Origin of the sequence: Mycobacterium liflandii, from assembly GCF_022354805.1 — a bacterium.
GTDB classification, from domain to species: domain Bacteria; phylum Actinomycetota; class Actinomycetes; order Mycobacteriales; family Mycobacteriaceae; genus Mycobacterium; species Mycobacterium marinum.
Map to the genome: position 1 here is coordinate 1542375 of NZ_CP023138.1, position 22394 is coordinate 1564768.

Annotated in this window: 19 protein-coding genes, 1 tRNA gene and 4 pseudogenes; 8 read left to right on the forward strand and 16 right to left on the reverse strand. The window is 64.2% G+C overall.

Annotated features, from left to right (window positions below):
- Positions 1–15: 15 nt before the first annotated feature.
- The gene (locus CKW46_RS06980) at positions 16–507 is read right to left on the reverse strand and encodes a YajQ family cyclic di-GMP-binding protein (protein ID WP_011738960.1); all 492 of its coding nucleotides are present in this window, start codon (positions 505–507) and stop codon (positions 16–18) included.
- A 67-nt stretch (positions 508–574) separates the two neighbouring features.
- Between CKW46_RS06980 and CKW46_RS06985 the strand changes: the two genes are divergently transcribed.
- Positions 575–660: transfer RNA gene (locus CKW46_RS06985), tRNA-Tyr, on the forward strand.
- Positions 661–700: 40 nt separating this feature from the next.
- Here CKW46_RS06985 and CKW46_RS06990 read toward each other — a convergent pair.
- The 6 genes from CKW46_RS06990 to CKW46_RS07015 all read right to left on the reverse strand — a co-directional run bounded on the left by CKW46_RS06990 (position 701) and on the right by CKW46_RS07015 (position 8890).
- A complete protein-coding gene (locus CKW46_RS06990; RefSeq protein WP_482052997.1) occupies positions 701–3088 on the reverse strand; it encodes an ABC transporter permease in 2388 nt (795 codons plus the stop codon).
- Complete coding sequence (locus CKW46_RS06995) at positions 3082–3816, reverse strand: ABC transporter ATP-binding protein (protein WP_482052998.1); 735 nt, start codon at positions 3814–3816, stop codon at positions 3082–3084. The genes CKW46_RS06990 and CKW46_RS06995 overlap by 7 nt, the downstream gene beginning before the upstream one ends.
- Positions 3813–4280 carry a TetR/AcrR family transcriptional regulator gene (locus CKW46_RS07000; protein WP_499018964.1) on the reverse strand — a complete coding sequence of 156 codons (468 nt, stop codon included), beginning with the start codon at positions 4278–4280 and terminating at the stop codon, positions 3813–3815. Before CKW46_RS07000 ends, CKW46_RS06995 begins: the two co-directional genes overlap by 4 nt.
- A gap of 261 nt (positions 4281–4541) precedes the next feature.
- Positions 4542–5354 (reverse strand): mycofactocin-coupled SDR family oxidoreductase, encoded by an 813-nt coding sequence (locus CKW46_RS07005; protein ID WP_482053000.1) that lies wholly within the window; start codon positions 5352–5354, stop codon positions 4542–4544.
- 121 nt (positions 5355–5475) lie between these two features.
- Positions 5476–6696 (reverse strand): cation:proton antiporter, encoded by a 1221-nt coding sequence (locus CKW46_RS07010; RefSeq protein ID WP_012392846.1) that lies wholly within the window; start codon positions 6694–6696, stop codon positions 5476–5478.
- A gap of 157 nt (positions 6697–6853) precedes the next feature.
- Entirely contained in the window at positions 6854–8890 is a 2037-nt protein-coding gene (locus CKW46_RS07015) for a PPE family protein (RefSeq protein WP_482053001.1), read from the reverse strand.
- Between the two features lie 368 nt (positions 8891–9258).
- Between CKW46_RS07015 and CKW46_RS07020 the strand changes: the two genes are divergently transcribed.
- Complete coding sequence (locus CKW46_RS07020) at positions 9259–9456, forward strand: hypothetical protein (RefSeq protein WP_117436524.1); 198 nt, start codon at positions 9259–9261, stop codon at positions 9454–9456.
- A 16-nt stretch (positions 9457–9472) separates the two neighbouring features.
- On the opposite strand, the pseudogene CKW46_RS07025 reads toward CKW46_RS07020, so the two are convergent.
- Positions 9473–10692: pseudogene (locus CKW46_RS07025) on the reverse strand (cytochrome P450).
- Between the two features lie 116 nt (positions 10693–10808).
- On the opposite strand from CKW46_RS07025, the gene CKW46_RS07030 reads away from it, so the two are divergent.
- A complete protein-coding gene (locus tag CKW46_RS07030; protein ID WP_117436523.1) occupies positions 10809–11432 on the forward strand; it encodes a TetR/AcrR family transcriptional regulator in 624 nt (207 codons plus the stop codon).
- A gap of 70 nt (positions 11433–11502) precedes the next feature.
- Here CKW46_RS07030 and CKW46_RS07035 read toward each other — a convergent pair whose 3' ends face one another.
- The 4 genes and pseudogenes from CKW46_RS07035 to CKW46_RS07050 form a co-directional block, all read right to left on the reverse strand.
- The gene (locus CKW46_RS07035) at positions 11503–12483 is read right to left on the reverse strand and encodes an AfsR/SARP family transcriptional regulator (RefSeq protein ID WP_273573822.1); all 981 of its coding nucleotides are present in this window, start codon (positions 12481–12483) and stop codon (positions 11503–11505) included.
- 762 nt (positions 12484–13245) lie between these two features.
- Positions 13246–14448 (reverse strand): annotated as a pseudogene (locus CKW46_RS07040) (ISAs1-like element IS2404/ISMul1 family transposase).
- 344 nt (positions 14449–14792) lie between these two features.
- Positions 14793–15239 (reverse strand): hypothetical protein, encoded by a 447-nt coding sequence (locus CKW46_RS07045; RefSeq protein ID WP_482053003.1) that lies wholly within the window; start codon positions 15237–15239, stop codon positions 14793–14795.
- A gap of 1018 nt (positions 15240–16257) precedes the next feature.
- The gene (locus CKW46_RS07050) at positions 16258–16506 is read right to left on the reverse strand and encodes a hypothetical protein (protein ID WP_015354549.1); all 249 of its coding nucleotides are present in this window, start codon (positions 16504–16506) and stop codon (positions 16258–16260) included.
- A gap of 600 nt (positions 16507–17106) precedes the next feature.
- Between CKW46_RS07050 and CKW46_RS07055 the strand changes: the two are divergent.
- From CKW46_RS07055 to CKW46_RS07075, 5 genes and pseudogenes are all read left to right on the forward strand, one after another.
- Positions 17107–18822 (forward strand): annotated as a pseudogene (locus CKW46_RS07055) (helicase associated domain-containing protein); the annotation flags it as partial.
- A gap of 173 nt (positions 18823–18995) precedes the next feature.
- Positions 18996–19130 (forward strand): annotated as a pseudogene (locus CKW46_RS07060) (hypothetical protein); the annotation flags it as partial.
- Positions 19131–19232: 102 nt separating this feature from the next.
- Positions 19233–19418: a helicase associated domain-containing protein gene (locus CKW46_RS07065; protein ID WP_499019244.1), complete on the forward strand. Its 186-nt coding sequence runs from the start codon at positions 19233–19235 to the stop codon at positions 19416–19418.
- A gap of 18 nt (positions 19419–19436) precedes the next feature.
- On the forward strand, positions 19437–20051 hold the full coding sequence (locus CKW46_RS07070) for a helicase associated domain-containing protein (RefSeq protein ID WP_265339404.1): 615 nt from the start codon (positions 19437–19439) through the stop codon (positions 20049–20051).
- Positions 19955–20350 carry a hypothetical protein gene (locus CKW46_RS07075; protein ID WP_499018968.1) on the forward strand — a complete coding sequence of 132 codons (396 nt, stop codon included), beginning with the start codon at positions 19955–19957 and terminating at the stop codon, positions 20348–20350. Before CKW46_RS07070 ends, CKW46_RS07075 begins: the two co-directional genes overlap by 97 nt.
- 544 nt (positions 20351–20894) lie before the next feature.
- On the opposite strand, the gene CKW46_RS07080 is transcribed toward CKW46_RS07075, so the two are convergent.
- The 4 genes from CKW46_RS07080 to CKW46_RS07095 form a co-directional block, all read right to left on the reverse strand.
- Positions 20895–21017, reverse strand: coding sequence for a PIN domain-containing protein (locus CKW46_RS07080; RefSeq protein ID WP_265339403.1), 123 nt, complete (start codon positions 21015–21017; stop codon positions 20895–20897).
- Positions 21018–21266: 249 nt separating this feature from the next.
- On the reverse strand, positions 21267–21389 hold the full coding sequence (locus CKW46_RS07085; protein WP_265339423.1) for a hypothetical protein: 123 nt from the start codon (positions 21387–21389) through the stop codon (positions 21267–21269).
- Between the two features lie 300 nt (positions 21390–21689).
- Positions 21690–22103, reverse strand: coding sequence for a type II toxin-antitoxin system VapC family toxin (locus CKW46_RS07090; RefSeq protein ID WP_015354554.1), 414 nt, complete (start codon positions 22101–22103; stop codon positions 21690–21692).
- Complete coding sequence (locus tag CKW46_RS07095; protein WP_015354555.1) at positions 22100–22330, reverse strand: FitA-like ribbon-helix-helix domain-containing protein; 231 nt, start codon at positions 22328–22330, stop codon at positions 22100–22102. Before CKW46_RS07095 ends, CKW46_RS07090 begins: the two co-directional genes overlap by 4 nt.
- Between the last annotated feature and the right edge of the window lie 64 nt (positions 22331–22394).

Here is a 22394-nt window from a genome sequence, read left to right on the forward strand (position 1 = left end):
CGCCCGCAGGGAGTTCTATCGGTAGTTGACGAACTGCAGCGCGACGTCCAGGTCGGCCTGCTTGAGCATGGCGATGACGGTCTGTAGGTCGTCGCGCTTCTTGCTGGTGACGCGAATCTCCTCGCCCTGGATCTGGGTCTTGACGCCCTTGGGGCCCTCGTCGCGGACGAGCTTGGTGATCTTCTTGGCGTCGTCACCGCTGATGCCCTGCTTGATGTCGCCGGTGACCTTGTAGGTCTTGCCGGACGCCTGGGGCTCGCCGGCGTCAAAGGCCTTCATCGAGATGTCGCGGCGGATGAGCTTTTCCTTGAAGACGTCCACCGCGGCCTTGACCCGCTCCTCGGTGGACGAGGTCAGTTCCACTGCTTCGTCGCCCTTCCACGCGATCTTGGTGTCGGTGCCGCGGAAGTCGAATCGCGTGGCCAGCTCCTTGGCGGCCTGGTTGAGCGCGTTGTCGACTTCCTGGTGGTCGACCTTGCTGACGATGTCGAACGATGAGTCGGCCATGCGATAAGTCTCCTTCTTTGGAGAGCCGTTTGTGCTCTGTCTACCCGGTCGTTGTACCCTGCTATGCGGCAGGTTGCCCGAGCGGCCAATGGGAGCGGACTGTAAATCCGTCGGCTTACGCCTACACAGGTTCGAATCCTGTACCTGCCACCAACTTGAGCACTGCGCGCGTGCCCGCTGACCCCGGTGGATGTTATTGGGCCCGTTCGCGCACCACGCGCGCGATGTCGACATCGCGCACCATCCGCATGGCGGGTAGCTGCGAAATCGCGGCGGCGGCGAGCACGGCGACCGCCGCCAGCGCCAACGTCGACCACCCGAGGGCCAGCTGCATGTTGAACAGATCACTCTTGAAGGACTGCAGGAACAGCCACGCCGCCCCCGCGCCCGCGGCCAGCCCGAAGGGAAGTGCTGCCGCGGTGGCAAGCAGGTTCTCCAGGGTCAGCGTCGCGGTGAGCCGCGGTGTTGACACGCCGGCCGCGCGTAGGGTGGCCAACTCCGTGGTGCGTTCGGCCATGTTCACCGTCATCGTTACGTAGATCACCACGAAGGCCAGTGCCCCGCCCAGCGCCAGCATGACCCCGACGAACGCCCAAAACAACCCGAGGTAGCGGTTGACCGTGTTCTCGAGTGCGTGGGTGTCGGTGTAGGCGAGCACACCGGGCAGCGAGGTGATGTCCGCGCGCAACCCGGCGCGGTCGGCATCGGCGCCGAAGCGCAACAGGTACCCGTTGACCACGCTGCCGGTGATCGCGGCAACCGTCGAGTTGGTGGCATAGAGCACCGTTCCCAGCGGTTCGTCGACCAGGCCGGCCAACTTGGCATGCTGTGGCGATCCCCCCGCGGGGATGACGATCAGATCGGAGCCGACCCGCACGTCGAGTTTGTCGGCCAGTGCTGCCCCGGCCAGCACACCGTTTTCGGACAGGGCCAGCGTGCGCCCGTCGGTGCCCCGGAATCCGTGCATGGAGTTGTGTGGCACGAAACCGGTCAGCGTCGTCGCATAGGTGCGTCCGCCGGCGCGTACGGTCACCGCGACGGTGGTGCTGGGTTCGACCGCCGACACCCCGGGTAGGGCCGCCAATTGGCTCGCCAAGCCGCCGGGGCCCGCCGCGCTGGGCGCAACGAGCGCCGAAGCGTCCTGCCGTTGCACCTCACCGAACTGGACGTCGAGCATGGCGCGCATGCTGGTCATCATCCCGACCGAGGCCAACACCAGGATCAACGCCAGCACCCCGCCCACCATGGTCGCGACGGTGCGCCCGCGGCTGCGGGTCAACGACCGCACGGCGAGTTGGATCACCGCGGGCAGCCGCCACCGCGCGGTCAGCCGGGTAAGTGGCCCCATCGCGGTGGCGAGCACTGGTTGGCCGCGCATGGCGTCAGCCGGCGCGGTGCGTGCCGCGGTGATGGCCGGCACCAGCACGGCGACCAGGCCGGTTGCCAGGCCGAGGGCGAAGCCCAGGACCGCGGTGGACACGTGGTGTCGGACCACCGTGTCGGGGACCCCGATGGCCGCGGTGTACAGGCCGGTGACCAGCGAGGTGGCGCCCGCACCGAGAACGACGCCGAGCAGCGCGCCCATGGTGGCCACCGCGACGCCGTATCCCAGGTAGTGCCGGATGACCGTGGCCGGCCGGGCGCCCATGGCCAGCATCGCGCCCATGATCCGCCGCTCGGCCTGCACGACCCTGGTGACGACGACGTACTCGGCGATCGCGGCGGCGGTCAGGAAGAGCACCGGGAATCCCACCGCGAGTTCGGAGAAGCCATTGAGGTCTTCGTGCAGCGCTGCGTTGGAAGGTTGCTCGTCGCGGGTCTGCACGTCCAAGGCGCCGCGGGACAGCAGTAGCCCGGCCACCCGGTCCCGATCGGCCGTGGTCGCTCCGGCGGCCATCTGGACCAGGGTCTGATTGGGCCCTGGCTGCCCGGTGAGCTGTGCGGCGAGCCGCGGTGGCGCGAACAGTACGGCGAAGGAATGTGGGTCGGGCAGGATGTCTTGACGACTACGCGCCGGCCACAAGTACTCGGGCGAGCGGGCCACCCCGATGATCTCGGCGGTGCGCCAACCGGAGCCGTTGTAGACATCGACGCGATCGCCCGGGCTCAGCTGAAATGACTCGGCTGCGTGTTTTTCGATCGCGACCTGTGCGGGGGCATCGGGATCGGGTGCGCGTCCGTCGACGATCTCCACGTCGTCGACCCCGTGGCCGCCGCCGGTCAACCCGACCACCCGACCGATCAGTTGGGTGCCGTCGATGTTCACCGGTCGGTCCCGCACCACGCGGGTCGCGACGTTCTCGACGCCGGCGAGCTCCCGCGCGGCGGAGGCCAGCTGGGTGGGGTCGCCTCCGGAGGCGGTGAGGTCGGCGAAATGCAGCCGGTCATAGGTGCGGTTGTAGGACGCCGTGAGGTTGCGGAACGAGTCATAACTGGCGATGAAGAGCAGCACCCCGAGCATCACGATGACCGCGATGGCCACCGATTGAGCGGGGCGTCGCCGCAGATCACGGACGGTCTTGCGGAGCACGGTCCAGTTCGGCCGGGCGCGGGGCGGTTCGGTTGGCACCTCAGTCACCACCGCACGCTGCTTGCCTCGGCCGGGGCTGAGTTGCGACGCTGCTCGACGATCGCTCCGTCGCGCATCTGAATGATGCGGTCGGCGACATCGGCGGCCGCCCGGTTGTGGGTCACCATGATGACGCCCAGACCCGACCGGTTGGTCTGCTGCAGCAGTTCGAGCACGCGTCGGCCGGTGGCCACGTCGAGCGCCCCCATCGGCTCGTCGGCCAGCAGCAGGTCCGGGTCGGTGATCAGCGCACGCGCGATGGCCACCCGCTGTTGCTGGCCGCCGGAGAGCTGGCCGGGGAAACTGCCGGCCCGATCGGCCAGCCCGACCGCATCCAGCAATTCGGTCGCGCGGCGCCGATCACCTCGGCCGGTCAGCTCGACGATCACTTCGACGTTTTCCTTGGCGGTCAGCGTCGGGATCAGATTGAAGAACTGGAAGATGAACCCCACGTGGTCGCGGCGGAACTTGCTCAGTGCGCGCGGCCGGCACCCCGAAATATCTTGTCCGGCAACGTTAATAGAACCGCTGTTGGCCTCCTCGATGCCGTCGATGACGTTGAGCAGGGTGGTTTTGCCCGACCCGCTTTCCCCGACGATCGCCACCAGTTCACCGGGTTCGATGTCCAGGTCGATGCCGCGCAGCGCATGTACCGACGCTGCTGCGGTTCCGAAGGTCTTGTCGACACCGTGCAGAGAAACCCCACCGCGCGGTGAGGTAGGCGCTTGCGCTCGTGTCATGGCGGCGTCCTCTCGTCGGTCTGGGCCGTCGGCAGTCCCGCCAGCCGGTGCAACGCCGGCCGGATGGCCAGGGTGCGCAATCGCGGGTCGATCACCCGATGCAGCACCAATCCGTCGATGGCCGCGAACATCAATGCCGCGGTCGCCTCGGGATCGATGGCGCCGCCCTGATCTGCGAGCCACTGACGCAGTGTGGATCGGTAGTCGCCGAGGATTTCCGCCAAGCCCATTCGCAGCCGCTCGTATCGTGTTGCTGCCAAGAGCATTTCGCCAAACACCAGGATCGCCGGGTTTTGGTTTCGATCATCGACGTCGTAGGACGAGACCGCGTCGATCAATCGGTCTATTCCCTGCGACGGTGAATCGCCGGCCAGTCCGTCCAGCACCTGAGCGGCTTCCTCGCGCGCTGCCTGCAGGGCCGCATCGATCAGCAGGTCGTTCAACGATGCGAAGTGATAGTGCACCAACCCCGGCGGAAGTCCGGCCCGTTCGGCCACCATCCGGGTGGTGGCCGCCCCCCCAGCCTCGTTCGGCGATCACCGCTACCGCGGCGGCCATCAGCGCGGCCCGGGTTTGTGCGCCTCGCTCGGCAGCTGTTGGCATGCGACTACCTCAATTTGGACGATCACATTGGGCGTTTGACCAAATTGTACGCCGCGTGGAAGCGGGTCGCGAGGGTCAAAGTGGCTTGAACGTCGATCGGCGCCGCTTCGGGCGCCGCCGAGTCAGTGCATGCGAGCGCTGCCGCCGAGCCCGACTTCCAGCACGCTGCCGGTGATGACACCCGGGTCGGTGACCAGATAGACCACCCCGCGGCTGACGTCCTCCGGTTGCAGCCACGGTTGAGGGATGGGGTTGGCCTTCATCATGCGCCGCACCAGATCGTCGGGAACTTCCTGAGCATCTCCGATCCCGGCGGGCTGCACCATCGGTGTCTGCGTCGTGGTCGGACAGATGACGTTGGCCGTGATGCCTTCCTTGGCGACCTCGAGGGCGACGGACTTGATCAGGCCGATGATCCCCCACTTGGTGGCGTTGTAGGCCGCCAATTCCGGGATGCCCATTCGGCCGCCCATCGACGATGTCGCCACGATCCTGCCGAAGCGTTGTTGGCGCGTCACCGGAATGGCCGCGCGCAGGGTGTGGAACACGCCGGTCAGGTTGGTGTCCATCAGCTGCTGCCAAACCTGGTCACTTACCTCTTCGAGGCGCCCGGTGCTGACGATGCCGGCATTGGCCAGCACGATATCGAGGCTGCCCAGCTCGCGCACCGTCCGCTCAACCGCGGTGTTCACCTGGGCCGGGTCGCGCACGTCGACCACCATCGGCAGGCAACGCCGGCCCAGCTGGCCGACGAGTTCGGCGGTGGCGAGCAGGTCTTCCTCGCTGCCCAGCGGGTAGGTCAGCTCCGCCATCGGGCCCGGCGCGTCGGCGAGGGCGATATCGGCCCCCTGGCCCGCCAGGGCCAGCGCGTGCGCGCGGCCCTGCCCGCGGGCTCCGCCGGTGATCAAGGCGACACGTCCGTCCAAGGCACCCATAGCGGGTTAGGTTAGCAGCCTGGCGGGCCGGCGACGGCGGCCCACGCCGACCAATTGTGGCTGCGAAATATGCTGTGGGGGAGTCGATTTAGTGTCGCTGCGGCCAACATTGCCGGCGGGATCAGACTTCTGCGGTCGCCTCTTCGTCGGCATCGGCGGGCTCGCGGCAGCCCGGCAGGTCGTCGGGGGGTTCGACCTGCAGCACCTTGGCTATCGGTACGTCGGTTGACGAATGCAGCACGATCGAGAGCGCAATGGTGACGGCGACGATATCGAACACCAGCTCCTTGCTGGCCAATCCCGACTGCAATGCCAGCAGGCCGTAGACCACCGAGGCAAAACCCTTTGGCCCGAACCATGCGGCAGTCAACCGCTCCTGTCGGCTGAGCTGGGTCCGCACCAGCGACAGCAACATCGCGGCCGGCCGGATCACCGCGATCACGACCACGGCCAACAGCCAATCGCGCCAACTGAGCCCGGACAACCGATCGGGGGTGATCAACGCGCCGAACACGATCAGCGCGGCGAACTTGGTGACTTCGGAGAGAAGATCACCGAACGGTTGAAACTGCTCGGCGGCGACATGGTCCAAGGTGGCCAGCGTGGAGCCGGCGGCAAAGGCGGCCAGGTATGGGTTGGCGTGGGTGAGGTGACAGGCCGAGTACACCACCACCGCGATCGCCAGTGGGCCCAACGGCTGCAGGTGCGTTTCGGCCGTCAGGATCTTTGCCCGCCACGCGAACGCCACGGCCGCGGCCACCCCGACCCCGAGCGCCAGCCCGAGAACGAGCTCCACCCCGACCCACAGCACGTCGGAGCCGGCGCCCTGGGCGGTGGCCAGGAAGATCATCACGAACGGCAGCGCCAATCCGTCATTGAGGCCGGACTCGACATTTAGCAGTCGGCGCAACCGTTCCGGGATGTCCGAGCGCCCGACGATGGCTGCCGCAAAGACCGGATCGGTGGGGGACAGGATGGCGCCCACCAGGAATGCGGTCGGCCAATTCAGGCCGGTGAGGAAGTGGGCCGGCACCGCGATCCCGATCATGGTCAACGGCATCCCGACGCCCAGGGCGCGCCCGGACAGCGTCCAGGTCTCACGCAATTCGCGGACATTGGCCCGCTGGCCGTCGGTGAACAGCACGGTAAACAGCGCCACGTCTGCGAGCGCGACGACGATCGGGTCGTTTGGGCCGATGTTGTCCAACCCGAGAATCCCGGGTCCCAGCAGGGCGCCGGCGACCAGGAACAACAGCGCGCTGGACAGCACCGTCCGGGCGGCGACCCCGGACAGGGACACGCTGATGAGCAGTACCACGCCGAACGCCAGGACAAGGCTCACAGTTACTCCGCTTCGGTCGTCGGTAGCCGGCTGTGGCTGCTGCGCGAAAACGCAGCCGCTAACAGCTTCCTCGATCACCCGAGTGTCAGCCACTCCGGTCAGCGGGCGTGAGCGCGGGCAAGGCGACCCAGGGTGAGTTTGTGAGTGGCGCCGCCGTTCACGCCGGGTTGAAGAACCCCGATTGCCCGCTGCCAGCGTTGAATCCACCCGAACTCGAGGTGCCGGAGTTTCCGAAGCCCGAGTTGCCCAAGCCTTTCACCTGGCCCGAGTTGCCCGAGTTGTCCCAGCCGCTGTCGTAGGCACCCGAGTTGAAGAATCCGATATTTTCCAGGCCGGAATTCAACAAGCCGGCGTTGTGGGTGCCGGTGTTGAAGATGCCCGCGCTCAAGGAGCCGTCGCCGTAGTTGAAATAGCCGGTGCTTCCGCCGCCGGTGTTGGAGTTGCCGAAGCCCGCGTTGTATCCGCCACTACCGGAATTGGCGGCGCCGGAGTTGTGGCCGCCGCTTGACGAGTTGCCGAAGCCCGAATTGTCATCGCTGGAATTGAAGAATCCGGAGTTGCCGGTGCCGGAGTTGAAGAAGCCCGAGTTGCCGCTGTAGGTGCCGATGCCACCGAAGCCGGTGTTGACGTTGCCGGCATTCCACAAACCGGTATTGGTGTTGCCCGAATTGAACAAACCGGTATTCGTGAAGCCGGAGTTGAAGAAGCCCGTGTTGCCGGCCTGCCCGGGTGCCCCCGGGAAGATGGGACTGACGCCGTTACCGCCGGAGTTGAAGGCCCCCGTGTTGTCGATTCCCGCGTTGGACAGGCCCAGGTTTCCCGACCCGGCATTGAACATGCCGACGTTGTGCTGGCCCGCATTGAAAATGCCGATGTCATGGGAATGCTTGGTGTTGCCGCCAGAGTTGAATGCGCCGAGGTCAGCGACGCCCGAGTTCCCCAAACCGACGTTGTTCATGCCCGAGTTGAAGAATCCGGAGTTGTCATTGCCCGAGTTGAACAGGCCGCTGTTTCCGCTACCCGAGTTCCACCCGCCGAAACCGATTTGATCGGCGCCGGTAAGTCCGATTCCGATGTTTCCGTTGCCGGTGTTGGCCAACCCGATGTTGCCGTCGCCGGTATTGCCGAAGCCGAGGTTGAAGCTGCCGGAGTTGCCAAAGCCGAAGTTCCAGCCGGCGCCGTTGGCATTGAGCCCGCCGATACCGATCTGGTTGTCGCCGGTGAGCCCGATGCCGATGTTGTTGTTGCCGAGGTTGCCGATGCCCACGTTGTTGTTGCCGACGTTTCCAAGTCCGACGTTGTGATTGCCGACATTTGCGCCGCCCACGTTGTACGTCGACTGGGTGCCGTCGAGCACGGCGTTGGCCAGATCGCCGTTGCCGAAGCCGATGTTGCCCAGGCCGATGTTCCCGATGCCGATGTTGCCGGTGCCCACGTTGTGGTATGAGGCGCCGGGATATTGCAGACCGGCGGTGTCCAGCGCGGCGCTTCCGTTGCCGGCACCGATGTTGAAGGAGCCGTAGTTGCCCAAACCCACGTTGCCGTTGCCGCCGCCCGCGGAGCTCGGACCGTTGTTGCCGCCGCCCAAGTTGTCGTTACCGGTGTTGCCGCTGCCAATGTTTCCGGTGCCGATGTTTCCGATGCCCAAGTTGAATCCGGACAGACCCGGCAGACTTTGCAGCGCCTGCTGCCATGACGTCAGTTGTGCGGCCGCCGCCGACACCCCGCCGTGATAGCCTGACATCGCGGTCACGTCTTGGGCCCACATCTGCTCATAGTCGGCCTCGACGGCCACAATCGCCGGCGCGTTGAGCCCCAACAGGTTCGAGGTCACCAGCGACACCAGCCGGGTCCGGTTGATCGCCACCAGCGCCGGGTGCACCGTGGCCGCCCGCGCCGCTTCAAATGCACCGGCCGCTACCTTGGCTTGGGCCGCCGCCGTGGTGGCGCGGGCCGCGGCCAAGCCCAACCAGCCCGCATACGGTGCCGCCGCGCTCGCCATAGCCTGCGACGCCGCGCCCTGCCACGCCCCCTCGGCCAGGCTCGAGGTCACCGATCCAAACGAGGCCACTGCCGAACCCAGCTCGCCGGCCAACGCATCCCAGGCCGCCGCGGCGGCCAGCAGCGGTCCGGACCCAGCACCCGAATACATCCGCGCGGAATTGATTTCTGGTGCCAACACCGAAAAAATCATCGCCGAGCGCCCTTCCTAGCTGCATGTTTCGAGCCGGGGCACGATCTGAGCCCATGTGCCGACGGGAAAACTGAATGTACAGCGGCGGCCCGGCGCGCATCTGGCTTCTGACGCAACGTCTTGAGACCGATCGACAGCCGGTAACCCGGCGCGGGCGCGCTACCCGTCCCGGTGCGCCGGCCAGGGTTGACCACACGCGCACCGGCCACCCCGAATCGTGTTGTCGGCTAAGGGGAGAAGCCACCCCTTGCCGGAGCCGAACTCGAACTCGTTAAATGAACGCGTGGCATTGGTACGGACGCCGGTGGGGGCCGCCGATGACCGTGGCGGTGGTGCTGGTCGACCTGGCTGGGTGAGAGGAGATTGTCTTGGCGACCTTGCGCCGCTACATCGTTATTCAGTTGATGGTGTTCGTGATCGGCATCGTCGGCCCGATCTTTTTGATCGTGTTCTTTGCCTCACCGTCTGATCCGAACGCCAAATGGGGATTTTGGGTCGGGTTTTTCATCACCTACGCCGACGTGATGATCGCGTTGGCGCTCACCGCCGCGGGCGAAGACAAGTAGCTGCCGATCGCGTTGCTCACGAAACCAGGACGCGTAGTCGCTCCCAGCCGCGCACGGTTGAGGTCGGTGCGAGTTGCAGGCTGTCGTAGTCGATGTCCCACTGCGGCCAGCGGTTGAGCAGTTCGTCGAGTGCGACGCGGCCCTCCAGCCGGGCCAGGTTGGCGCCCAGGCAATAGTGCACGCCCTTGCCGAAGGTGAGGTGGGAGATGTTGTCGCGCCGGATGTCGAACGTATCGGGGTCGTGGTAGCGCCGGGGGTCGCGGTTGGCGGCTCCGAACAACATCAGGATGGCGCTGCCGGCGGGGACCGTGGTGTCGTAACAGTGGTAGTCGCGCAACGTGAAGCGCGCGACATGGGGTCCCGTCGGTTCGAAGCGCAGCGTCTCGTCGACGGTGCGGGTGAGCAGTGACCGGTCCTGGTGGACTTGCCGGCGCTGGTCGGGGTGCTCGGCGAGCACTTTTGCCAGCCAGCCGATGAGCCGGCCGGTGATCTCGTTTCCGGCCCCGCCACGACCTGGGTGTAGTGCAGCACCTCGGTGCGGGTGAGTTTTCTGCGCACCGCGTGCTCATCGTCGAACTCGACGTTGAGCAACGCGGTCATCAGGTCGTCGGATGGGTTCTTGGCGCGCCAGTCGATGTAGTCGGCGTAAATGCTGCCGTCGGCGATCTTGTCCGGCCTGGCCACTTTCATCGGTGTGCCGGGCTGGGTGCGCAGGTTGGCGTCGTTGGCGTCGCGAACCCCGATCTGGTCGCTCTCGGGGATGCCGAGCAGCATGCCGATCACCCGCATCGGCATCATCGAGGCCAACTCGGCGATAATGTCGAAGCTGTCGCGGCCGACCAACGGGTCCAGGCAACGAACGCAAAAGCGCCGAATCTGGTCTTCGAGCTGCGCCATCCGGCGCGGGGTGAACACCCGCGACATCACGCCGCGCAACATGGTGTGCACCGGCGGGTCTTCGAACATCATCACGCCCGGTGGCATGTCGTATTTCGACTTGATCAGTTCCAGGATGTCGCTTCGGCTGTTGGAGAAGGTCTGCCAGTCCGCCAGCGCCTTTTCGACGTCGGCGTGCCGTGAGATGGCCCAGAAGTCGTAGCGCTGGTTGTAGTAGAGCGGCGCTTGTTCGCGCAACCGCGCATAGGTCGGGTAGGGGTTGGCCGTGATGTTGACGTCGTAGGGGTCGTAGTAGACATCGGTGTCGTGTGCTTGCGCGGCTTCGATGTGAGTTGCCATGCCGTGGTGCACCTTTCGTGTGGCGCCGCGCTACTGCTCGCCCCCTCATCGGGTCCGCTCGATGTTGAGCCGATGAGTAACTGTGTTACAGTTTGGCACTGTAACCTCGTTACTCGATGACGGCAAGGGTGGGTACGCAATTGGCCAGTCCCGAGACCGTGACCGCCCCGGCGGTACGCCGCGACGACCGGATCCTCGACATCGTGGTGCACCTACTGCAGACCGAAGGCTACGACGCGGTTCAGCTACGCGAGGTCGCTCGGCGTGCCCGCACCTCGCTGGCAACCATCTACAAGCGCTACGCGAACCGGGACGAGTTGATCCTGGCTGCCCTCGAATTCTGGATGGACGAGCACCACTACGCCGGTCTGGCAGAGCAGACCCCGGCCCCGGGGGAGTGCTTGTACGCCGGCATGATGCGGGTGCTCCGGACGATTTTCCAACCCTGGGAGACCCATCCCGACATCGTGAAGGCCTACTTTCGGGCCAGGGCCGCACCCGGTGGGCAGCGGCTGGTCCATCGCGGCTTGGACATGGTTGTTCCGGCGGTCATGGAAGTGCTCGCCGGGGTCGACGAGGATTTCATCCACGACTTGGACACCGTCATCTCCAGCCTGGTCTATGGGCTGCTGGGGCGCTTCACCGCCGGCGAAATTGCGATCACCGAGATCCTGCCCAGCATCGATCGCACCGTCTTCTGGCTGATCCGCGGATACGAGGCCTCCCGCCGCGCTGGCTAGGGCAGACAAACCCGAGGATCATCGCGTGCCTCATCGTCGGCTTGTTGGGCGCGGTCGAGCGGCCATCTGGTCACAGCTTCTGCAGGGCGGCGATCGTTCGGTGAGCGTGCAGCTGCGCGGCTTCGGTGACGTTGGGTGGCTCTTGGCGCAGGATCTGCTCTTGCAGCGCGCGGATGGTCGGGCCCGGAGCGATGCCGAGATCCTCGGCCAGCGACCTGGTCAGTTGACGGCAGGCGTTGAGCGCGTCGAATTGGCGTTCGGCGACGTAGTAGGCCGTGATCAGCGGCACCCACAACGGCTCGTGATAAGGATGTTCGGTTGCCAGCTCCTCGAGTTCGTTGATGGCCGAGTACGGTCGTCCACAGGCTATCTCCGTTGTGGCATAGGCGATCTGAGTCAACAGCTTGTCTTCTTCGAGCCTGGTCGCGGACTCATCGAAGAAGGTGAATTCGGGAAGATCTTCGAGGATGGGGCCACGCCACTGTGCCAGGGCCGCTGAAAAGTGGTCGCTGGCCTGCTCAAAGCGGCCGAGGGTAGCGGCTCGAAATCCATTGGACCGCTCGACGGTGAAACGTCCCAGATCGCAGTCGTTATCGGCCACGGACAGTCGATACCCGGGCGGCGCACTACTCAAGACGGCGCGTGCGTCTATGCAAAGACAAGTATCGATCAGACGGCGCAGGTTCGATACGTAGGTGTGCAAAGTGGCGCGGGCTCGCTCGGGTGGGCGCTTCTCCCACGCTGCGTCGATCAATCTATCGACCCCGACGGTGCGATTGCGATGAATCACCAGCATTGCTAGAACGGCACGCTGTTTCGGTGTGCCCAACGGCATAACGATGTCGGCGGAATACAGCTCGAGAGGTCCCAGAATGCCGAATTGCAGACAGCCCTCCGGCATCGTATTCCCCCCATCATTGGCATTCTCGGAACAGCGGTGTTTCCCGCGGCGGGCAGAATTAGACGGCTCAGGGCTTTCATTTGCCTGCTGCCGTGCGTGAATAACTGAGCTTCGGCCCCTGGTACTTAGCATGCCGGTGTCCTCCGTCACCATTCCCCGTTTTCGCACCCTCGCTCAGGGCTTGCTGCTAGTGACCAGCTAAAGCGAATCGTCAGTGAACCACAGCCCCGAAGTCTTCTCAACTTCAACCCCAACAAGTGATCAGAAGTGAATGCTCTCATGATCGAGAGTCCTGAATATTCCTTTATTTGGAACTTCGATCAACGAAAATAATCGCTGCGTGTCAAGCCTGCTTGTTGTCAACCACGCCCTGTTCACGGAATCGGTTCCAGCCTCTGGCGATGGCCAGTGTAGGCGCCCATTCGCGCCGGGCGGGGGCTAGCGGCGTTACTAGAGACGCCCGGGTTTCATTGCGGACGAACGTGTCTCAACCAGCTATATGTGAGGTAGATGGCATGGCTGGGCTGTTATTGGCGCCGCGGTCGTGGATCGATCCCGGCATGTCCAATCTTTTGACAAACGGCTCCGCTAACGGCCACGTTGGCATCGCGTCGTATGGCCAGCTGACCTACGGCCGGTTGATTCGAGAGCGAGTGCTATCAGCGCTTTGTATTCGTGCTGGATATCGATTGCTCATGGTCCTGGTCCCGAAAGCATTGCTTTTCCTCGCGCCCCCGTTTCCCGCGGACCTGGACGATCTGGGCTCACGATGTACCTATTCATCCCGGCCTGATCCGTGGTCAGGCAAATGGCTAAGCGGCAATTTCCGAGCTTCAAATGTTCCGCGACCGGATAATGCCGACGGCCTCGACCAATTGGTTGGTCGGCGGTCCAGGGCTCCGGCGTTGTTGATTAGCAGGCTTGTGAGCTGGGGAATTGTGGATTGAGGAGGTCTAGGCGGCGGTTGGCGGTCAAAGCGGTGATCCGGCAGGCTTCGGCGATGTTGTCGGCGCCGTTGAGGCGGTGCAGATTGATCGCGGTGTTGCGTAGCGTTGCTAGGACCTGTGCGCCGTTTCCGGTATGTGCCCTTTGACGGTCTTCGTCGAAGGTGACGTCGCGTATCCAGTGCAGGCTGTTCTCGATTCCCCAGTGTTGACGCATCCAGGTCATGATCGCGGTAGGGCGGGCGTGCTCGAACGGCAGGCTGCAGATGGCATAGACCACCTCCACGGTGCGCTGGTCGGTGGCGGTGATCAAGCGTTCACGAGTGATCCGGATGATTTGTTTTGCGTAGGGGAAGCCGATTCCTCGTGCAGCGGTGATGATTTGCAGGGTGCGGGTCTCGACACGGCCGTGGCCGCGGGAGTCGTCGGTAGCGGCTGTGGGCACCTCGGCCCAGGGCAGCGCGGTGATACGCGCAAGTATTTTGGCTTGGTTGGACTTGACGATCATCAGGTAGTGCGACTTCAAGGTGGCGCAGATCAACTTCGCGGTGACGACCTGGGTATGCATCGCATCCACGGTGACCAGCCACCGCAAGCTGCCCGGCAGCAGCGTGAGCAGGGCACGTACGCAGGGAATTTCATTGCTTTTCTCGGCGACAGCGAGTTGACCGAGCACCAATCGGGCACGGTGGGCGAACACCGACACGAGATGCGTGGCTGTCGCTTTGGCGCGTAAAGCACCACGCAGCATCTTGCCGTCCAACGCGATCGGCACCAATCCACTGGGGTCGCTGCTGGCCACGTGTGCAGTGAAGTAACTGCCCATCCTGGCGTTGAGGTCGGCGGGGTCTAGCCGAGACAAAACAGCGCGGAAGGTCTTCTCACTGGGCCGCCGGAACCGGACCCCTAATTAGGCCAACACATCATCGGGAGCGGTGGCCGCCCATGTGGCAAAACCAGCATAGCCGCGCATCCCCGCGGCAGTGGCCAGAACCGCGATCGCCAACAAAGCCATCAGCGAATACCTCCGACCGCGTGGGTCCCTCGGGTCTGGCACCGAGGCCAACACATCGAGAAACTCCGATCCGATGAGCTCACTGCGCTCACCAGGACTCCAGCGGTCGAACACCTCTGGAACCGACGACACAGGCAATACTGAAACGGTAGGCACGGGCAACTCCAGACCAACGACGAACAGTAACCAACTCGATCGTTCTCCAGATAGCCCGTGCCTACACTCCGGCCCCAATAGCGCGGCACCAAAGATCATCAACCCAGCTCACAAGCCTGCTAATCAACAACGCCGGAGCCCTGGCTGATTGCGAAACACCTGTTGGCGTCCCATGAGGCGCCTGGCGGTGGGGTGTCAATCACTGACGGAAGCTTAAGACTCGGGGGACTAGGCGGCGGGACCATCGAGTAGTTTTCGGTTGGATTGGTGATGTCCGAATGGTCACGCTGCCAATGGATTTCGTCGATCGCGGCTAGGGCCCGTTGTCGAGCCGCGGCCCGCTCCTAGGCAGAGTCGTAGCAGTGCGGATGATCGGCACTCAATAGATCCTCGACTCTCGCATCACGATTCGAAGGCGGAGGTTCCGATTTGCCACCAAATCCGTCATAGAGAATCCAACACAGGACGGCGGCGGCAACAAATCCCAATAGTAGCCACGTAGTCTCTTTCACGTCTTTTTTCAGTTCGGCGATTCGTTTCTCTGCAGCCTCGAGGCGCTGTTCGACGGTGGGTAATTCGACGGCGGGTCGTTCGAGCTCCGTACTCATGTTCGGGACTGTACCGCCAGCTGCCGACACCTCGTTGATTCCTGCCAGCCGTGGCCGTTGTATTCGTAAATCAAAGATTGCTGGACGCTGTTGAACGCTAAGGAGAGCTGTGGCCCTTGTGGCCGAGCTGGCGTTTGCGCCATCGCGCTGCCGGGTTTTGACCGCGTTGAGCGGACTTGCCATCCTCCAGCGCGACCCCGATCTTGGCCTGTAACGCCATGTTTGTTCCTCTCTTCGGGTATTACATCTCGCAGCTTTGTCGGATAGACGTGAAGCAACGGTCAGACTGTGCGGCCGGCCAAGTCGGCGCGAATGCGGCAGTCGTGGCCATCAATTGCCCAGCGATCGTGTTTGGTGCGCCGTTTGTTCTTGCTCGAATGCCTGGCGGTGCAATCAGGGCACAAGCACCATGCTTGCATTCCATTGAGGGCTCGAAAGACGATCTCTCCAGCCTCACGCGCTTCGAGTTCCGTTGTGTAGCCCATGATTCGGTCCTTTCGCCGATCGTGTATCTATTCAGGGCGGGGGGTCACCACGCTGTCGGCCACGTGTCGCCGTCGAGGGGCGGCCGTGAGTCGAGCGCTACGGCGTGCGCGTGGTCCAGATCATTAAGTACTGAATCGAACAGCTGGCGGATTTCGGTGCCGCTGGCACCTGCCGCCCGCGCCCGCCCAACGATGTCGAAGATTGCGCTCTGCGCCATCTGGTGCGCATCCCGGGGCTGTAGCCGCACGCGGCGCATTCATCGCCCGCGCCGCGGATGTCGTGGTCTTGATGCGGATTGCCACCAAGGCCGTACAACGCCCATTCACACGGGGTGCACAGACGAAGGGCCCCGTCCGCTGGCGCCTTAATCCCGTGCGTGCGTAAAAGCTCGCTGCCGTTGAACTCGGAATGTCCCACGGCTGCAACTCCGTTCGTTTATGAGGTACCTATGCCGGTGGCCTAAAGCGTCCCGGCCTCGATACCCTCGGCGACACTGCGGAGCATCGACACAACTTGCTCGCATGATCGGTGTGCCGACCATTCGATCAGGCCCTCCGGCGACACCAACAGCACCAAATCGAAGCGATCTACCTCTGTCCCATCTCGGACCGTCAACGACAGCGCCATATCCATTGCCTCCCTGGCCATATTCTTCTCGGCGGGTACGACATTTCGCAGGTTCGCTGCATTAGCCCGTGGAGTTTGGCGGCCGGCCTCACTCGGACGGGTCTGGTTTGGTCCAGTCGGTAAACGCCGTCGCGGATTCGGGGTGGGCGGCGTCGTGTTCCAACTGCTCGATGTAGCCGGGGGTTTGACGCAGTTTGTCCTCGAGCATGGACCGGACGACCGCCGGAGTCAGTGTGATGGTGCCGTCCGGGGCCCGGTCAACCAGATAGGTGTCATGGAGAGCGATCTTTGCCAGCGCCGCTCGTCGGCGGCTGTCGAGCTCGATCAAGGTCGTCATGGGGCAAGTCTTTCCGTTCTCGTGAAGCCGTGTAACACTGAGCCTAGTGGTGCAGTGTGTCATATGTACCAGTGTATCGGGTGGTGTTCGGTTATCGTCAGCTCGTGTCGAACTTGGTCTTCAGCGCCGTCGCGCGAGATCGATGGGTCGCGCTGAACCGAAGCGACAGCACCTATGAGCGCTCCGTGCGCGACCGTGTGCGCGCGGTTCTCGACCGGCTTGACCAGACACCGCAACGCCATCGCGTGGGAGCCACACAGTTCCAAACATCCCCCACGACCTGGGGGCAACTCATATCACCACCGGCAGGGGCCGACTGGCTCATTATCTGGACAACCGTCCCAGACGGGAAGATCTACGTGCTACGAATTGAGCCCGCACCCTCGCTATGACGCGAAGCTGCGGTCTCCGGTTCGACGTCCCGCTGATGCCCTCGTCCATAGGGGCATCGCATCCCAGCGGTGTCCGCGAGCTCGCACGCGATGCTCGCCTCGGCGCGGTCGGGATCGAAGTGAGACGGATATGCTGGGTGTGCGTCATCGGGCTCCGGGCACGGCGACGCGCGATGGGACCACTGCGAGAGATTGCCGCCTTCTACCCATGCTCATCCTGCGCGACTACCAGGCCGCCGCCGTCGCCGCCGTTGACCGTCTCGATGCGCGCGCGCAAGTCATTTCGGGGTGCGGCACCGGGAAAACGCTGATGGCCATCCACGGGGTGGCCAAGCTGCTCGCCGATGCACCAGGTTCGGTCGTGCTGACGTTTCCAACGCTGGGCCTGCTGGAACAGACCTACCAGGTGTGGCGAGCTGAAGCACCGTTCAAGTTCTCCGCGCTGGCAGTGTGCTCCCAGCACATTGCCAACACCGAAGACATTCACAGCGACGAGCTGTCGGTGCACAGCACCACCTGCGCCGAGCAACTCGCGCAGTGGCTGGTTACCACAGCCGGGGTCCGGGTGGTGTTCACCACCTATCAGTCCGCCGGTGTACTGGTCGCCGCGCACGCAAAGTTCAGGACGGGGCCGTTCACGGTGATGGTCTGCGACGAGGCGCACCGCACCGCCGGCCGCCGCGGAAAGCCGTTCGCCGCGGTGCTCGACGACCGCAAGATCCCAGCGCAACATCGCTTGTTTTTCACCGCCACCCCAAAAGTCAACGCAAGCCGCGATAGCCGGGCACACCGGCGCACGGTGTCCTCAATGGACAACCACGATCTGTACGGCCGGCGAGTATTCTCCCTACCCACGCGTGAAGCCATCGACCGCGGCATCCTTTCCCCATTCAAGGTGGCCGTCATCGCGGTCGCCGATTCCGCGGTGGCCTCGGCGATGAAAGATCTGCGGCTCATCCGATTGGCCGCCGCCGAGCAAGACAGCGCCCGGGCGGACCACGTCGCAGCGGCCATCGCCTTAACCCAGGCCGCCCACGACTACCAACTGTGCAGTGTGCTGGCCTTCCACAACACAATCGCCGCAAGCCAAGACTTCGCCACCACGTTCACCCGCACCCACGCACTGCTCAGCGCGCGCGGCCTCACCGGCGATCACCGGACGGCAACCGTCACCCACATCGATGGCACCTCCCCGCTACGCGAGCGCAAGGCCGCCGCCGAAGACATTCTCGGGCGGCGCAACCCCGACCGCTGGAACATCGTCACCAACGCTCGGTGCATCACAGAAGGCATCGACATTCCCGCCCTCGATGCGGTGTTTTTCGCTGAACCGCGGTCCTCCGATGTCGACGTCGCCCAAGCCGTGGGGCGGGCGATCCGCAAAAATCCCCACCATGACCGGCCCGCCTTGGTCGTGCTGGCGTTGACGATCGACGACAGCCTCGACGCCGAAAGCGTCATCACTATCAGTCAATTCAAGAAGGCGCGCCAGGTGTTGGCGGCGCTGCAAAGCCACGACCCCACCATCGCCACCGACCTCACCCGCCTACGCGAGATCCTCGCCGACCCCCTCGACGTGTCAACCGACCTCATCGACGTCATCGTCCCCACCGACCTCCCCGGCCCCCTGGTGGAGCAATTCCTGCGCGCGTTTAGCATCCACTCCGTCGATACGCTCACCCAACAATTCGAGGAGAATTTCGTCGCACTCGTCGCCTACAGCGACCAACACGGCCATGCCAGCCCCCTGCAGCAATACCGCACACCAGACGGACTCGCGTTGGGACAGTGGGTTTCCGGTCAAAGACAGGCCTATCAGCGCAACCGCCTGCCATCGGCGCGGGTTGCTCGTTTCGAGCAACTACCAGGATGGGCCTGGAACGCCCACGACGCCCTATGGGAGGCGGGCTTCGCCGAGCTCGCCGCCTATGCCGAGACACACGGCCATTCCTACCCACCGCGCACCACCGACAGCTTCCTCAATCAATGGGTCATCACCCAGCGGCGACCGCGCCAGCGCGAGCATTTGAGCGAGGAGCGCCGCAAACGTCTTGAAGACCTGCCCGGCTGGAGCTGGGCGCATCGCCAAATCCCAGTGTGGGACAGGAACTTCGACGCGTTGGCGGCCTACGCCGCCGAGCATGGCCACGCCGATCCCCCTCCGACTATGTCACCAACGACGGGATCGCCCTCGGTGAATGGGCCCGTGAGCTGCGCCGACCCACCAGGCGTGCCAAGCTGGCTGACGCCCGCCAAGACCGCCTCGAGGCGTTGCCGGGGTGGTCATGGACCATCGAACGCCGCCGCACCTGGGAGGAAAGCTACACGGCGCTCGTGACGTTCGCCGCCCACCACGGTCACGCCGCCCCCGCGCACACCGATCGCGAGGACGATCGCGCATTGGCCACATGGGTCGCTGAGCAGCGCCACGCGCACAGCAAAGGACGCCTCACCGCCAAGCGCGCCGCGCGGCTGGCCACACTACCGGGCTGGGTGTGGACGCGGGCCGACGCCCGGTAGGAACAAAATTTCGCTGCGCTGGCCGCCTACGCCGCGCAACACGGCCACACCGACCCGCCCCCAACCTATCAATCAGAAAGCGGGAACGCTGTTTTGAAGTGGCTGAGCGGAGTGCGCCGAGCTGCCCGTGCTGGGGACTTAGACCCCGGCAGGCTTGCTCGGCTCGAAGCGCTGCCAGGGTGGTCCCCGACGTCGCGGCGCACTGATCCGACTTGGGACCGAACATTCGACGAACTGCTCGCCTACGCCGCCGAGCACGGCCACGCCTGCCCGCCGCAGTATCACCGCACTTCAGCTGGCACCTCCCTAGGAAGCTGGGTGTCGAACCAGCGCAGAGCCTACCGGGACGGGTCAATGAAGCGCCGACATCCCGGGCGTACTGCCCGCCTCGAAACCCTGCCCGGGTGGTGCTGGAACGCTTTCGAGGCACTGTGGGAGAACGGTTTCCACGAATTGCAGCACTACTACTGCACTACGCACGGATCTGCCACCCCCGCCACAAAATACGTGTCGGAGTCCGGCCACGGCTTGGGACAATGGACCCAAGATCAGCGGCGCAAATACCGGCGTGGCCAGCTCGACGAGCGCCGGATCCGCCGCTTAGAAGCGCTGCCCGGCTGGCGCTGGAACTAAGTCAGCGCCTCGGCTGGCCCAGGGCGGCCGCCACGATCGGCGAAGCCATCGACTTTGCCGTCTTCGTTTCGTGGGTAGTCGGGGATGACGTCGAGGGTGTCGAGGTAGTCGAGTGCACGGTGGCCGGCGCCGAAGCACAGCTCGTCGTCTCCGTCGCTGGCAAGGAACTACGCTACGGCCTGGGCCAGCTGGGCACCGTGGACGACTCGGTGACCACGACCGGGGAACGATCTACAAGACTGTCTTACTGTCGCATCGAGCCGGGCTCAATCATGCTGCCCCGACTGGTGATTCGCTAATCACGCCCAGATTGCGCGGTGTTCCCAGATTGTGAGGACCCGCGCCAGAAGCGGATCGCCGCAAGGGGGTCCGGCACATTGAGCGGATACACGTTCGGTCCTTCGGGGCGTTTGCCAACGAGTCCCATGTTGCTGGATTGGCGGGTGATGCGCCGCCACCATCGTCGGCGGACAGACGCCCCGTCTGCGATGCGCGACGGATCCGGTAACGCCCTTCTAGCAAAGAGACCCTCATCTAGTCCAGCGACCGCATCGAATTTGTCTCGGTAGTTAGCCGCGGCGTCGTCGACCGCTTTAACCGCTTCCAAGATACGTCGCTGCGATACTTCGATATACCAAACCCTCGCGCGGAGCTCTGGGAATCCCGCCTCGATGAAATAGGGATGGACCGCTTTCCGACGTTGACGACGTCTCCATGCTTCGGCATCGCCTATCTGCGTCAACATGTTACGTAGCCAGCAGTATTCCTCGTACGCGTCCAGGGCATCAGACCATCCGCGCGACAACCGATTATCCATTCGTTCTCCTTTGCTCGGGGATGGAGTCAGGCTTGCAGGGCAGGGGTGAGGGCGGCGGTGAGGATCTTCTCGTCTCGGGTCGAGATGGTGAGATTGTTGCGTAGCGCCTGGGCCACGATGACGCGATCGAACGGATCTTTGTGGGCCATGAAGATCGGGTATTGCCTTCGTGCCAGGACGTTTCGAAGCACGGTGGTCGATGACGACGCACTGCTGGTTGGCCTGGTCGCCGTTGTACCACCAGCCTATTCGGGTGAACTGCGCGTCCATCTGTTCACGAGGTCATCGGCGAGGCGGGTCCACAGCAGATCAACTCGGCCACGGCTAATCCGGCAGACGGGTGCGCGACCCACTGCTCGACGGGCACAACATCGATGCCCCACAACACGTGGGCGCCTTCACCCCGCGCTGCGCAGGCGTGCACCCTCGGCCACCAGACCATCAAGCTCACCCTTCTGGTACGGGCCAAAGACATTCGAAGCCTCCTCGATCCATTTCGCCAGATCGATGCGCGCCCACATCCGCACACGAGCGCCATCTGGACTTGCACTGCAACCCGGCCTCGGCGGCCACAGCTGTTGCCCCGCAGGGTAAGCCGGACCGCCATCCAGCTGTCTCCTCAGAGCATCGGGTACACCGAACGCATCCAAGCAATCGGCCAGAATCTGCGCGTAAAACCGTCGCAATCTCTTTCTCTCGTACATTCGCCGTAAGCAGAACGGGCGCGGCGACGTTATCGATGCCCGATGCCAACTGCTGTGCATCCGTCAGACCTCGCGCAAGGCAAATGTCTGACCTTGTTTCGATCGCGGGTTGCGGTCTCACCGGTCCCACGGATCCAGGCACCGCACGCCGAGAGGCTCGAAGTGCCGAGTATTGCGGCTCACGACCACCTTGTGCGCGGACTCAGCGACCGCGGCGATGATGGCGTCGCCGTAGGGGGCATGTTCAGGCACTCGATAAGTGGCCAAAATTCGAGCGGCTGGGAGGTCGAAGGACAGCACTCGGCCGTCGAAGGTGGGCAGTAGCCGGTCCTCAAACCATCCGCGCAGCACCTGCCCCTGAGGGGGATCCGTCCGTTCCTTGGCGATGACGCCACGCTCGATCTCGGCGATGGTGAGCGCTGCGACAAACAGCTCGGCCGGTGGGACCGCCACCGCCCACGCGCGCACCTCCGGATTCCGCTGAGGTTTTCGCAGGGCCGACACCACGTTGGTGTCGAGAAGGTAGGTCACAGCTCCGGGGTGCGGACGGTTAAGGGGAGGCGCTCCGGTTCAAAGTCGAAGTCGCTGTTGGGGCTGTCGTCGGCTAGCAGGTCGACGATCGTGACCTCTTCTCCTGATACCCCTGCGGTGAGGATCGCACGGGCTTCGGCCTCGACGGAGTGGCGGTGCCGTTTGGCACGCGCCTGCAACGCGGCCTTGGTGCCTGAGGGTAGGTTTCGAATCAGAATCTGTTCCATAGTCACCTCCGATATCACGCTGATGATATCAGCAGCGGGAACAAATTGGGCGCCTCATTGAATC

What these genes read in the sequence shown, in the direction of transcription:
- CKW46_RS07085 (WP_265339423.1), bottom strand. Translation starts at nt 21,389, where the DNA reads ATGTGGGCGCGCATCGATCTGGCGAAATGGATCGAGGAGGCTTCGAAT.
- CKW46_RS07030 (WP_117436523.1), top strand. Translation starts at nt 10,809, where the DNA reads ATGACGGCAAGGGTGGGTACGCAATTGGCCAGTCCCGAGACCGTGACC.
- CKW46_RS07005 (WP_482053000.1), bottom strand. Translation starts at nt 5,354, where the DNA reads ATGGGTGCCTTGGACGGACGTGTCGCCTTGATCACCGGCGGAGCCCGC.
- CKW46_RS07045 (WP_482053003.1), bottom strand. Translation starts at nt 15,239, where the DNA reads ATGGCAAGTCCGCTCAACGCGGTCAAAACCCGGCAGCGCGATGGCGCA.
- CKW46_RS07075 (WP_499018968.1), top strand. Translation starts at nt 19,955, where the DNA reads ATGGACCCAAGATCAGCGGCGCAAATACCGGCGTGGCCAGCTCGACGA.
- CKW46_RS06980 (WP_011738960.1), bottom strand. Translation starts at nt 507, where the DNA reads ATGGCCGACTCATCGTTCGACATCGTCAGCAAGGTCGACCACCAGGAA.
- CKW46_RS07095 (WP_015354555.1), bottom strand. Translation starts at nt 22,330, where the DNA reads ATGGAACAGATTCTGATTCGAAACCTACCCTCAGGCACCAAGGCCGCG.
- CKW46_RS06995 (WP_482052998.1), bottom strand. Translation starts at nt 3,816, where the DNA reads ATGACACGAGCGCAAGCGCCTACCTCACCGCGCGGTGGGGTTTCTCTG.
- CKW46_RS07050 (WP_015354549.1), bottom strand. Translation starts at nt 16,506, where the DNA reads ATGACGACCTTGATCGAGCTCGACAGCCGCCGACGAGCGGCGCTGGCA.
- CKW46_RS07015 (WP_482053001.1), bottom strand. Translation starts at nt 8,890, where the DNA reads ATGATTTTTTCGGTGTTGGCACCAGAAATCAATTCCGCGCGGATGTAT.
- CKW46_RS07080 (WP_265339403.1), bottom strand. Translation starts at nt 21,017, where the DNA reads ATGGCCCACAAAGATCCGTTCGATCGCGTCATCGTGGCCCAGGCGCTA.